This is a genomic window from Candidatus Streptomyces philanthi (assembly GCF_059553635.1).
Map to the genome: position 1 here is coordinate 1 of NZ_JCANQV010000175.1, position 12,511 is coordinate 12,511.

Below are 12,511 nucleotides of genomic sequence, written 5' to 3' on the forward strand. Positions count from 1 at the left end.
CCTTTCGGTTCGCGGCGCCGCGCGCGGGCGGACGGACGGGACGCCCGCCACAGGCCCCAGCCGCCCCCGGCGTGCCGTCACGCGCCGGCGCCGCGAACCGAAAGGACCACGGTGAAGTCCATCCTTTTCTATCTGCCCACGGTCGGCAGCCATGCCCAGATCCAGCGCGGTATGTCGGGCGTCAACCCGCGCAACTACCAGAACATGCTGTGGCAGCTCACCCGTCAGGCGCAGGCGGCCGACGAACTCGGCTACTGGGGTCTGTCCTTCACCGAGCACCACTTCCACGTCGAGGGCTTCGAGGTCTCCAACAACCCGGTCATGCTGGGCCTGTACCTCGGGATGCAGACGAAGCACATCCGGGTCGGCCAGATGGCCAATGTGCTGCCGTTCCACAATCCGCTGCGGCTCGCCGAGGACCTGGCGATGCTCGACCACATGACCCGCGGCCGTACCTTCGTCGGCATCGCCCGCGGCTTCCAGAAGCGCTGGGCCGAGATCATGGGCCAGGTGTACGGGGTGGGCAGCACGCTCTCCGACGCCGGGGACAACGACCGCCGCAACCGGGCGTTGTTCGAGGAGCACTGGGAGATCCTCAAGAAGGCGTGGACGACCGAGACGTTCTCGCACCAGGGCCCCCAGTGGACGATCCCGTCGAAGGACCTGGAGTTCCCCTACGAGGCGGTACGCCGCTACGGCCGCGGGATGGACGAGAACGGTGTGATCACGGAGGTGGGCATCGCGCCCAAGCCGTACCAGCGGCCCCACCCCCCGGTGTTCCAGCCGTTCAGCTTCAGCGAGGACACCTTCCGGTTCTGCGCCCGGGAGGGCGTGGTGCCGATCCTGATGAACACCGACGACCGGATCGTGCGCCGGCTGATGGAGCTGTACCAGGAGGAGGCCGAGGCGGCGGGCCACGGCACGCTGCGGCTCGGTGAGCGGGTCGGCGTGATGAAGGACGTCCTGGTCTCCCGGGACGCGGACGAGGCCCACCACTGGGCGGCCCGCGGCGGCGGCTTCATCTTCGACAACTGGTTCGGCCCCATGGGCTTCACCGAGGCGCTGCGCAACGTCGGCGAGACCGGGCCGATCGGCTCGGACTACCCGACGCTCGTCGAACGGGGCCTGGAGTGGGTCGGCACCCCGGACGACATCAACCGCAAGATCGAGAAGCTGGTGAAGCACCACGACCCGGAGTACCTGCTCCAGTGCCAGTACTCCGGGCTGATCCCGCACGACGTGCAGATGCGCAGCCTGGAGCTGTGGGCCACCGAGATCGCGCCCAACTGGCTCTGAGGGAAAGCGGCCCCCGCCGTGGCCCGTGCGCGGGAACCGTCCGGTTCCCGCGCCGCGGCCGCCTCCGCGGCGGGCCGGCCCGTCAGGTCGAGTAGTCGGCGTTGAGGCGGACGTAGCCCTCGGTCAGGTCGCAGCCGTACACGGTGAACGCGCCGTCGGCGATGCCCAGGTCGATGCCGATGACCACCTCGTCACCGGTCATCTCGGCGGCGACCGCGGCCCGCACCGTGTCCTCGTCCGCGCCCGCCCGGCCGGGCGGGTAGACGGCGACCTCGCCGAAGCGGATCACCACCCGCTCCTGGTCGATGTCGGTGTCGTCGGAGCACTTGCCGATCGCCATGGCGACCCGGCCCCAGTTGGGGTCGCCGCCGTGCACCGCGGTCTTCACCAGCGGGGAGTTCACCACCGTCTTGCCGACCCGCTTGGCCTGCGCGTCGTCCCGGGCCCCGGTGACCCGCACCTCGATCAGCTTGCCGGCGCCCTCACCGTCGTGCGCGATGTCCTTCACCAGCGCCAGCGCCACCTCGTACAGCGCCTCCTCGAACGCCGCCGGGTCCACCTCGCCCGCCAGGCCGTTGGCGAAGAGGGCCGCGGTGTCGCTGGTGGAGGTGTCGGTGTCGATGCTGACGGCGTTGAACGTACGGTCCATCACCCGGCGGAAGAGACGGTCCTGCTCCTCGGGGTCGAGCCGGGCGTCGGTGGCGAAGAAGGTCAGCAGGGTCGCCATGTCGGGCTCCAGCATCCCCACGCCCTTGGCGATGCCGACGAGGACGGCGTCACCGACCCGCCGGGTGACGTGCTTGGGCCGGGTGTCCGTCGTCATGATGGCGCGGGCCGCGCGGTCGAAACCGCCCTCGGGCAGCGGCGAGGACAGTGTCGCGAGGTGGTCGCGGATGCCGGGCATCGGGTACTGGCGGCCGATGACGCCGGTGGAGGCGATCAGCAGTTCCTCCGGGGGCAGGCCCGCCGCCTTGGCCACGGTGTCGCGCACCTCGCGGGCGTTGGCCTCGCCCTCCGCGCCGGTGGCGACATTGGCGTTGCGGGCGAGGACCACCACGCCCCGGGCGCGGCGGTCCGCGGCCGCGGCACGGCTGAGCCCCACGCTGGGCCCGGCGAAACGGGAGCGGGTGAAGACCGCGCTCACGGTGGCCGGCGCGGTGGAGAGCAGGACGGTGAGGTCGTCCCGCCCGTCGTCCCCGAGGCCCACCGGAGCGGTGTGTACCGCGAATCCCCGCGGTTCGTAGGTTTCGCTGTCCGACATGTGGTCTCCTTCGTGGATACCCCCGGTTTCAGCCGGGGGAGGAAACGAAGCTCGCGCGTGAGCGGGGCAGGGGAGGCCGATTCGCCGCCGGGGCGGATCGGCGTACACCAAAACTGCTGGCGGGGGCATCGTAAAGATCAACCGGGGGCAACTGTCAGTCCCCCCGGGTAGGTTTCGGACGCATGACGGCAGAAGCGATCACGCAGGCGGCCGGGCATTTCCGGTACACCTACGGTCTGCGGCTGTCGTCGTCGGCCCGCACGGCACTCGAAGCCGAGTGGGACCGGGCACGTTGGGTCTGGAACGAGTGCGTCGCCAAGTCCCAGGCCGTCCACGCGCACAACCGGGAGAGGGGCGAGAGGACGACGTGCGGTCCGGTGCAGCTCGCGGCGATGCTGACCGGGGCCCGCAAGGTGACGCCCTGGCTGGCCGAGGGCGCGTGTGTGCCGCGGCAGCAGGTGATACGTGACTTCGGCAGGTCGCGTGCGAAGGCCCTCAAGGACATCAAGGCGCGGCTTCCCATACGGCAGCGGGCGGGGATGCCGAAGTACAAGAAGAAGCGCGAAGCGCTGCCGACCCTCGAATACACCAGGCGCGGGTTCCGCCTCAAGGACGGCCGGCTGCATCTGGCCGGCGGGATCGTCGTGCGGCCGGTGTGGTCCCGGGACATGCCCGGGCCGCCCAGCTCGGTGCGCGTGTACCGCGATGCGGTGGGGCACTGGTGGGCCTCCTTCGTGACGGCCGCCGTGACCGAAGAACCGCCCGACAAGAACTCCGCCCGCGTGATGCTGGTCCGGGCTGGTCTTCACCCCGGCTGGTGCTGATCGTGTAAGACCTGCACCCCCGCCGGGGGGCAGGCGACGTGAGCCAGGAATCCTCCTCGTTCACGAGGAGGAGGAGTCAAGCCTGATCGTCTCCCGACTGCCGAGGGGCGGGCTGAGGTGCGGCGCTTGCCGTCCCGCTGATCCATACCACGTTCCGTTCCGGGCGTGCGAGACGGAGCCGGGCGGTGGGGGCGCGGCCGACCGCGCGCCCGGCTCCGGTGGCGGCGCGGTTCAGCCGCGCGGGGTGAAGGAGACGACGTCGCCCGCGCGTTCGCCGCCCACGAGCTGCCCGTTGCGGTCGGTACGGATGTAGACGCGGTGCAGCCAGCGGTCCCGGCCGTCCCAGCGCGGGGTGAACGGGGTACGGGCGTGCGTGGTACGGAAGTTGTCGACGATCAGGACGTCACCGGGCGTCAGGTACACGGCCTCGGTGACGTCGTCGAGCGCCTTGGACAGCGCGGCGACCGCCGCCACGTCGTCCGGGTCGACGGGGGCGAGCAGTTCGCGGTCGTACCCGAGGAACGGGTCCTCGCGGTCCCCGTACAGCGGCTTGACCCGGGCTATCGCCCCCGGGTCCGGGACCCCGCCGCGGAACGACACGTCCACACAGCACGGCATCTTGCGGTCGAAGAGGCGCTCGCGGACCTCGGCGGACAGCAGCGGCAGCGCCTTGCGGACCGAGGCGACCAGGGTGGCCGCCGTGCGCTCGTGGTCGGCGCGGGAGCAGGCCAGCATCACATAGTTGGGCTGCCGCTCGTGGTACGCCATCTCCGTGTGGAACTCCAGCAGCGTCTCGGATGTCTCCGAGGACAGGTAGTGGGCGTTCGGGGACGGGTACACGTCGTGGTAGACGGTCGCCGAGCGCAGCTCCCGGTACCCGGTGTGCAGGCCCAGACGGCGGCCGAAGAGGGCGAGCATCGCCTCCATGACCAGCAGCGACCGGTCCTCGGGGGCCGGGGTGGTGGTCGGGGTGGGCGGCAGCGCGCCGTCGTCCTCCACGGGCAGGCCGCGCAGGACGAGGTAGCCGTCCCGGTTGCCCTCGGCGTTGAAGCTGTCCAGCACGCTGCCCAGGGCCTCGGGGAGCCCGGTGGCGGCGGCCTGCGCGGAGTCCAGGAAGGCGTGCAGGTCCGCGCGGGGGATGTGTGGCAGCCGCGCGGTCAGTGCGCGCAGCTCACCGGCGAATGCGGTGCAGTCCACGACTGTCACGGGGAAGTCCTTTCCTAGTCGTGCTCGTGGGCGTGGGCGCGGGCGTACTGGTACAGCAGTTCCGCGCCGATTTCGGTGGCCAGGACCGAGGTGATGCCACCGTGGTCGTAGAGCGGCGAGACCTCCATGACGTCGAACCCGACCGGGTTCAGGTCCCCGACGCCGCGCAGCAGCGCGAGGATCTCCCGGGAGGTGGGGCCGCCGGGGGCGGGGGTGCCGGTGCCGGGCGCGAAGGCCGGGTCGACGACATCGACGTCCACCGACACGTACAGCGGCGCGTCCCCGGCGATGTCGCGGACCAGCCGGGTGGCGGCGGCCGTGCCGAGGCCGGCGAACTCGTCGGCGGTGACGATGCGTACGCCGTGCCCGCGGGCGTAGTCCAGCGAGTCCGGCCGCGGGTTGTGGCCCCGGATGCCGATCTGGACCATCCGCCGGGGATCGACCAGCTTCTCGTCGATGGCGTGCCGGAACGGCGTGCCGTGGTGGAACTCGCCGCCGTAGAAGGCGGGGTTGGTGTCGCTGTGGGCGTCGAGGTGGAGCACGGCGAGCGGACCGTGCTTCGCGGAGACGGCACGCAGCGCGGCGAGGGTCAGCGAGTGGTCGCCGCCGAGCATGAGGAACGCCGCGTTGCCGTCGAGGAGTTCCGTCAGCCGTTGGGTGGCGGTGTCCATCGCGATGTGCATGTTGAACGGGGTCAGGTCGATGTCGCCCGCGTCGACGCAGCTGATCAGGTCGAAGGTGCCCGGCCCGCGGTCGATGCCCACGCCGTGGATCAGCCCGGACTCGTTGCGGATGGAGCGGGGGCCGAAGCGCGCCCCCGGCCGGTAGCTGGTGCCGCCGTCGTACGGGGCGCCGATGACCACCACGTCCCGGCCGCGCGGGTCGGGGTCGTGCGGCAGGCGCATGAAGGTGGGGATCTGCGCGTAGCGGGGGGAGACGGTGACGTCGATGCGTTCCACGCCCTGGTCGCTCCTTCGGGGTCCGGGTGACATGTCGTCAGGTGGTGGGGGTGTCGTGCGCCAGGCGGTCCGCGACGCGCGCCACCACGTCGTCGGTGGCCACCTCGTCCGGGTGCCGCCCGGCCACCACCACCTCGTCGAACAGCTCCTGGACGACGAGGTGCTTGGCGTGGTGCACCCGCTCCCCGGGTACCCCGGCACCGGCCAGCAGCCGGCTGAACGACGAGGTGGTGCCCGACCCCTCGTGCACCCCGAGCTTGGGGCGCAGCACGGTCTCCTGCGGCAGCACATCGCCCATCGCGGCCCGCAGCGCCCACTTGTCCTGCCCGTAGCGGCGCTTCATGCCCGCCTCCAGGGTGACCAGGACGTCCAGGACGTCACGGTCCCAGTAGGGGTGGGTGGACCAGTGGCCGCCGACACCGGACAGGACCGGGGACATCTCGTTGAGGCCGTCGAAGGTCTCCATGTCGTGGGCGAGGGCGGTGTCCAGCGCGGGGAGCCGGTCCTCGCGGTGCATACCGCCCAGCGGGATGTCGGCGCCGTAGCCGGTGAGGACGCGCCGCCCGGTGACGTCCAGCCGCAGGTACAGGGCGGTCAGCGGCAGCAGGTACTCGATGATGTCGGGGTCCAGGGACTCCGCGGCCCACACCGTGTGCGGCAGGCGGCCCAGCAGGTCCGCGGTGAGGAAGGTCAGCTCGCGGTGACGGGTGCCCAGGTGCTCGGCGACCGTCCTGGCCTGCGGGAACTCGTCGGCGTCGTTCGTGCCCATGGAGACGGTGTCGATCGGCCCGCCGGTCCGGGCGGCGGCGAGCGCCGCGACGCTGGAGGAGTCGATGCCGCCGGAGAGCACCACCAGCGGCGCTTTCGGTCCCAGACGGGCGCCCACCGCCCGGTCCAGTGCCTCGCGGACGGCCGCCACCGCCTCGTCCTCCGGAAGGACGCGGCGGGAGTGCGGCGGCGCCCAGGTGCGGTGGGTGGTGCAGGCCCCGGAGCCGAGGACGGTCTCCAGCACCGTCCCGGCCGGGACCTGGTGCACCCCGGGCAGCCGGCGGACCGGCCGCGCCGCGGGCAGCGGCGCCCCGGCGGGCACGGTCCGCAGCGCCTTGGCCTCGGTGGCCGCCAGCACCCGGCCCGGCGCCGCACTCACGTACAGCGGCACCGAACCGGCGTGGTCGGTGGCGAGCACGACCCGGTCCCCGGCGTGCACCAGGGCGGCGAAGCGCCCGTTGAGCAGCCGGAACGCGTGCACGTCGTAGACGCCGAAGAGGGCCAGGACGAGCTGGGCGTCACTGTCGGCCGCCACGCCGGGCGGCAGCAGGGAGCGCAGCGCGTCCTGGTGGTGCAGCTCCCCGGCGAACACCACCGCCGCCCCGGGGCCGTGCGCCCGGGCGCCTTCCGGGGCCCCGGAGTGCAGCAGGACGGTGTGCAGGGTGTGACCGTGCCGTTCCTCCCGCTCCTCGGCGAGGGAACCCAGCGAGGCGAAGGCCGGCCGGGGCACCGTGCCGCCGTCCTGGTGGACGGCGGCGAGGAAACCGGTGGCGGCGGGCAGCGTCCCGGCCATCTCAGATGCTCAGGGCCGCGAAGCCGCCGGCCTGGAAGTCGTAGTTCACCGGCACCTCGATCAGGAACGGCCGCCCGAGGCCGGCCCCCTTGCGCAGCGCCGCCAGCAGCTCCTCGCGGTCGGCGGCCTTGACCGCCTCCACGCCGTTGGCGCGGGCGAGTTCGGTGAAGTCGACGCCGGTGAACTTCACCGCCGGGTCGTGGGTGCGGTGGTGGCCGATGTTCTGGTACAGCTCGATCAGCCCGTTGGTGTCGTTGTTGACGACGACGGTGACGACGGGCAGGTTGAGGCGGGCGAGGGTCTCCAGGTCCGCGCTGTTGGAGTGGAAGCCGCCGTCGCCCGCGATGAGGAAGGTGGGCTGGCCGGGGCGGGCCATCTGGGCGCCCATCGCGGCGGGAATCCCGTAGCCGAAGCTGGAGCAGCCGGCCGAGGTGAGGAAGCCGAACGGCTGGTCGGCGCGGGCGAACAGCACCCCGTAGTGCCGGAAGAAGCCGATGTCGGAGACGATGGTGCCCTCGCCCGGCTCCGCGGACTCGGCCATCACCGTGTTCATGCAGTCGATCACCTGGTGGACGCGCATGCCGTCCGCGTACTGCTCCGGGTCGGCCAGGAACTCGGCGATCCGCTCGCGCAGCGGCGCGATGTCGTGCGGCGTCTTGCGCGGCACGTCGGCCGTGGCGGCGTCCAGGTGCTCGACGAAGGCGAGGACGTCGGTGACCACGTCCACGTCCGGCCGGTAGACGCGGGGGATCGGGTTGACCGTCGGCGACACCCGCACCGTGCGCTTCTCGCCGCCGCGCTGCCACATCGACGGACGCAGGTCCTCGGCGTAGTCGTAGCCCAGGGTGAGGATCACGTCGGCGGGGCCGAACAGGGTCTCCAGCGCCGGGAAGGACAGGATGCCGTCCATGTAGCCGGTGACCGCGCCGTAGCTGAGGCGGTGGCCGTGCGGCAGCACGCCCTTGGCGATGTACGTGGTGATCACCGGGATGTCCAGGCGCTCGGCCAGCGCCCGGATCGCCGGTACCGCGCCGGACCGGATCGCCGCGGCACCGACCACCAGCACCGGGTGCTCCGCCCCGGCCAGCAGCTCGGCGGCCCGCCCCGCCGCCTCCTGCCAGTCGTCGCGGACCGCGGCGACCGGCTTCGCGGCGGCGGACACGGCCGGCTGCTCCTGGGTGGTGTCGACCTCACCGGCGAGCAGATCGACCGGCAGGGACAGGAAACTGGGGCCGACCGGCTCGGTCGTCGCGGCGGCCACCGCGGAGTCCACCAGGTCGGTGATGTCGTCGGGGCGCTCCAGCTCCACCGCGTACTTGGTCATCGGACGCATCACGGAGACCGAGTCCAGGCACTGGTGGGTGTCGTTGGGGAAGATGTCGTACGACTCGGACTGCGCGGCCAGCGCGATGACCGGGGAACGGTCCAGGATCGAGGTGGCGACACCGGTCGACAGGTTCGTCATGCCGGGGCCCAGCGTGGCCCAGCAGGCCTGCGGCCGGCCGCTGATCCGGGCCAGGACGTCGGCGGCGACACCGGCGGTGAACTCGTGCCGGGTCAGCACGAAATCGATGCCCTCCACCTCGTCGAAGAGGATCGAGGCGGCCTCCCGGCCCACCACACCGAACACTGTCTGCACCCCGTGGTCCCGCAGCCGCCGCAGCAGGGCGTGGGCGGCGGTCGGGTTGCTGCCGGGGGTCGTGGACACACGTGACATGGCGACTCCTCATGCGTACGGACGTGACGGGCGGCACCGGGCACAGGGACCGCCCGGGGCCGGCGCGCCGACGGGACGGGCCGTCGGGGCGCCGTGCTCACTCTGGGGAGAGGCCCTTGCACGGCTGTGGACGTTCCCCTTGCAGCGGCCGGACCGGGCCGCGGGCGGGCCCGCCGCGCCGTGCCAGCGCTTTGTCAAGCGCTTGAAAAGCGCGGCATTGTGGCCGCCGGGCGGCGGCCGTTACGGTGCTGCGGTCCGCGGCCCTCCGCCCCGACGGCGCGGAGCGCGGCCGCCCTTCCCCGCCCCACCGTCGTCCGCAGCGGAGGTCCCGCCATGCCCGCTTCCCCGCGTCCGCCCGTCCGCGCCCTGCGTGACCTGCCCGTCAGCGCCCAGGGCCTGGGCTGCCTGCCGACCACCGACTTCTACGGGCGCCCCGACCCAGGCCGCGCCCTCGCCACGATCCGCGCCGCCCTGGACGCGGGCGTCACCCTCCTCGACACCGCCGATGTCCAGGGCCTGGGCGCCGGCGAGGAACTGCTCGGCCGGGCCGTCGCCGGACGTCGTGACGAGACCGTGATCGCCTCCAAGTTCGGCATGGTGCGCTCCTCCGACGGCGCGTTCCAGGGGCTGTGCGGCGAGCCGTCCTATGTGCGCGCGGCCTGCGAACGCTCCTTGCGCCGCCTCGGCACCGACCGCATCGACCTGTACTACCAGCACTGGATCGACCCGGCCGTCCCGGTGGAGGAGACCGCGGGTGCCGTCGCCGAGCTGGTGCGCGAGGGCAAGGTCCGGTACTTCGGGCTGTCCGAACCCTCCGCCGCCACCGTGCGCCGGGCCGACGCCGTGCACCCGGTGACCGCGGTGCAGAGTGAGTGGAGCCTGTGGACCAGGGACATCGAGGACGAGGTGGTGCCCGCCTGCCGCGCCCTGGGCATCGGCGTCGTCGCGTACGCGCCGCTCGGCCGCGGCTTCCTGGCCGGCGGCATCCGCACCACAGGCGACCTGCCCGAGGCCGACTTCCGCCGCGGGCAGCCCCGGTTCAGCGCCGACGGCCTGACGCACAACCGGGCGCTGATCGACCGGCTGCGCCCGGTCGCCGCCCGCCGCGGCCTCACCCTGGCCCAGCTCGCCCTGGCCTGGCTCCACCACCGCGGCCCCGACGTCGTCCCCATCCCCGGCACCAGCGACCCCGCCCACCTCGCCGAGAACCTCGCCGCCGCCACGGTCCGCCTCGACCCGGACACACTGGCCGCGGTGGAGGAAGCGCTCGCCGTCCCCGTGCACGGGGAGCGCTACGCGCCCGCGATGCTCGCCATGACCGGCAACTGAGGCAGGTGCGGGCCGGGCCGCAGCGAGTCGTCAAGCCGGCGCCAAGGCCGCCCTGCGACGGTGGACCCCGTCCGCCGCCCCGAACGCGGCACCCGCACCCGAGGAGGTCGTCCATGCCCGCGGCACCGGTCCCGATGACGGACGAGCAGCGCAAGGCCGTCATCACCGCCTACTTCAAGGCGTTCGACAACGGCGGGGTCGGCAGCGACGGCACCCCCGTCCTCGACCACTTCGCCGAGGACGCCGACTTCTTCTTCCCGAAGTGGGGGATGGCCCACGGCAAGACCGAGATCGCCCGCCTCTTCGCCGACCTCGGGGCCACCGTCACCGCCATCCACCACCACTTCTGGTCCTTCAACTGGATCACCACCGGGACCGACCTCCTCGCCGTCGAGGGCACCACCCACGGCGAACACCGCGACGGCCCCTGGCGGGTGGGCGTGCCCGAGTGGGGCGCCGGGCGCTGGTGCGGGGTCTTCGAGGTCCGTGACCTCCTCATCCAGCGGGCCTTCATCTATCTGGACCCGGACTACGCGGGCAAGGACACCGCCCGCTACCCGTGGCTGTGACGCCGCGGCACCGCACCTCACCGCAAGGAGCACCGATGGACGTCCTGGCCGCCCTCCGACGCAGCCCCAGTCTCAACCTCTTCCCGATCGAGAACCGGCTCTCGCCCCGGGCGGCCGCCGCCCTCGCCACCGACGCCGTCAACCGCTACCCGTACTCGGAGACCCCGGCGGCGGTCTACGGCGACGTCACCGGCCTCAACGACGTCTACGCCTACTGCACCGACCTCACCAAGGAGTTCTACGGCGCCCGGCACGCCTTCGTGCAGTTCCTGTCCGGACTGCACACCATGCACACCGTCCTCACCGCCGTCGCCCCGCCCGGCGGCCGGGTGATGGTGCTGGACCCCGCCGACGGCGGCCACTACGCCACCGTCACCATCTGCGAGGGCTTCGGCTACGAGGTGGACCGCATACCGTTCGACCGCGAGCGTCTGGAGATCGACCACGACGCGCTCGCCGCCCGGGTCGCCGCACACCCCGTCGACGTCGTCTACCTCGACGCCTCCACCACCCTCCGCCTCCCCGACGCCCGCGCCCTGCGGGCCGCCGCCCCCGACGCCCTGCTGTGCCTGGACGCCTCGCACCTCCTCGGCCTGCTGCCCGCCGCCCCCCGCACCCTGGTGCTCGACGGCGGCTTCGACAGCGTCTCCGGCAGTACGCACAAGACGCTGCCCGGCCCGCAGAAGGGCCTCCTCGTCACCAACAGCGACTCCCTCGCCGGGAAGATCGCCGCCCGCCTCCCCTTCACCGCCTCCAGCTCCCACTCGGCGGCGGTCGGCAGCCTGGCGATCACCCTGGAGGAGCTGCTGCCGCACCGCGAGGCGTACGCCCGCCAGGTCGTCGCCAACGCCCGCCGGCTCGCCGCCGAACTCGCCGCACGCGGCTTCGATGTCGCCGGCGGGGAGTTCGGCCACACCGAGACCCACCAGGTCTGGGTGCACCTGCCCGAGGACAGCACCCCGCACGCGTGGGGGCGCACCCTCACCCGCTCCGCCATCCGCACCACCACCGTGGTGCTGCCCAGCAGCCGGCGCTCCGGCCTGCGCCTGGGCACCCAGGAGGTGACCCGCTGGGGGATGACGGAGGACGACATGGCACCCGTCGCCGACCTGCTGGACCGGCTGCTGCTGCGCGGCGAGGACGCGGACGGCGTCGCCGCCGACGTCGCCGCACTGGCCGCCGCCTTCCCCGGTGTGGCGTACGCCGGACGGCCCGCCCCGGTGTCCGTCGGCTGAGGGACGGCACCGCCCCGCGCAGGAACGAAGGAGACCCGTATGCCCGGTTCCGCGCAGAGCGGTTCCGTACGGAGCGACCAGGACAGCGTGACCCCGGGGCGGCTGCGCCGGGTGGCCGCCCACTACCCGACCGGCGTGGCCCTGGTCACCGCGCCCCGCCCGGCACCGGGGCAGCCCCCGCCCGCCATGGTGGTGGGCACCTTCACCTCGGTGTCGCTGCACCCGGCACTCGTGGGCTTCCTCCCGTCGAAGTCCTCCACCACCTGGCCGCGCATACGGGCGGCCGGCCGTTTCTGCGTCAACGTCCTCGGCGCGGACCAGCACCAGGTCTGCCGCGACTTCGCCACCGCGGACCCCCGCCGCTGGGAGGTGCCCCATGAGGAGACCGCCACCGGCTCGCCCCTCCTGCGCGACGCCGTCGCCTGGTTCGACTGCGAGGTGGCGGACGAGGTACCGGCCGGCGACCACTGGTTCGTCACCGGCGCCGTCCGCGACCTCGGGGTACGGCGGACCGGGCCGCCCCTGGTCTTCCTGCGCGGCGGCTACGGCCACTG

10 protein-coding genes and 1 pseudogene are annotated in these 12,511 nt (G+C 72.9%); 6 read left to right on the forward strand and 5 right to left on the reverse strand.

Going from position 1 to position 12,511, the window contains the following annotated elements; all coding sequences use genetic code 11:
* The first annotated feature begins 111 nt into the window (after positions 1–111).
* Positions 112–1,296, forward strand: coding sequence for an LLM class flavin-dependent oxidoreductase (locus tag AC51EU_RS19795; protein WP_496268337.1), 1,185 nt, complete (start codon positions 112–114; stop codon positions 1,294–1,296).
* Positions 1,297–1,378: 82 nt separating this feature from the next.
* Here the strand turns inward: AC51EU_RS19795 and argJ are convergent, their stop codons facing one another.
* Positions 1,379–2,557, reverse strand: a complete 1,179-nt coding sequence (gene argJ, locus AC51EU_RS19800; protein WP_496268338.1) for a bifunctional glutamate N-acetyltransferase/amino-acid acetyltransferase ArgJ — start codon at positions 2,555–2,557, stop codon at positions 1,379–1,381.
* Between the two features lie 182 nt (positions 2,558–2,739).
* Between argJ and AC51EU_RS19805 the strand changes: the two are divergent.
* Positions 2,740–3,321 (forward strand): annotated as a pseudogene (locus AC51EU_RS19805) (nuclease/transposase family protein); the annotation flags it as partial.
* A gap of 291 nt (positions 3,322–3,612) precedes the next feature.
* Here the strand turns inward: AC51EU_RS19805 and cs1 are convergent.
* The 4 genes from cs1 to AC51EU_RS19825 are packed head-to-tail and all read right to left on the reverse strand — an operon-like array spanning position 3,613 to position 8,824.
* Positions 3,613–4,587: a clavaminate synthase Cs1 gene (cs1, locus tag AC51EU_RS19810; protein WP_496268339.1), complete on the reverse strand. Its 975-nt coding sequence runs from the start codon at positions 4,585–4,587 to the stop codon at positions 3,613–3,615.
* A 14-nt stretch (positions 4,588–4,601) separates the two neighbouring features.
* Positions 4,602–5,546, reverse strand: a complete 945-nt coding sequence (gene speB, locus AC51EU_RS19815; RefSeq protein ID WP_496268340.1) for an agmatinase — start codon at positions 5,544–5,546, stop codon at positions 4,602–4,604.
* 37 nt (positions 5,547–5,583) lie between these two features.
* Positions 5,584–7,107, reverse strand: a complete 1,524-nt coding sequence (locus AC51EU_RS19820) for an asparagine synthase-related protein (RefSeq protein WP_496268341.1) — start codon at positions 7,105–7,107, stop codon at positions 5,584–5,586.
* Between the two features lies 1 nt (position 7,108).
* Positions 7,109–8,824, reverse strand: coding sequence for a thiamine pyrophosphate-binding protein (locus tag AC51EU_RS19825; RefSeq protein WP_496268342.1), 1,716 nt, complete (start codon positions 8,822–8,824; stop codon positions 7,109–7,111).
* 333 nt (positions 8,825–9,157) lie between these two features.
* Between AC51EU_RS19825 and AC51EU_RS19830 the strand changes: the two genes are divergently transcribed.
* From AC51EU_RS19830 to AC51EU_RS19845, 4 genes are all read left to right on the forward strand, one after another.
* The gene (locus tag AC51EU_RS19830) at positions 9,158–10,153 is read left to right on the forward strand and encodes an aldo/keto reductase (RefSeq protein ID WP_496268343.1); all 996 of its coding nucleotides are present in this window, start codon (positions 9,158–9,160) and stop codon (positions 10,151–10,153) included.
* A gap of 113 nt (positions 10,154–10,266) precedes the next feature.
* Positions 10,267–10,722: a nuclear transport factor 2 family protein gene (locus tag AC51EU_RS19835; RefSeq protein WP_496268344.1), complete on the forward strand. Its 456-nt coding sequence runs from the start codon at positions 10,267–10,269 to the stop codon at positions 10,720–10,722.
* 35 nt (positions 10,723–10,757) lie between these two features.
* Positions 10,758–11,957: an aminotransferase class I/II-fold pyridoxal phosphate-dependent enzyme gene (locus AC51EU_RS19840; RefSeq protein ID WP_496268345.1), complete on the forward strand. Its 1,200-nt coding sequence runs from the start codon at positions 10,758–10,760 to the stop codon at positions 11,955–11,957.
* A 39-nt stretch (positions 11,958–11,996) separates the two neighbouring features.
* A partial coding sequence (locus AC51EU_RS19845) for a flavin reductase family protein (protein WP_496268346.1) occupies positions 11,997–12,511 on the forward strand: 515 nt, incomplete at its 3' end.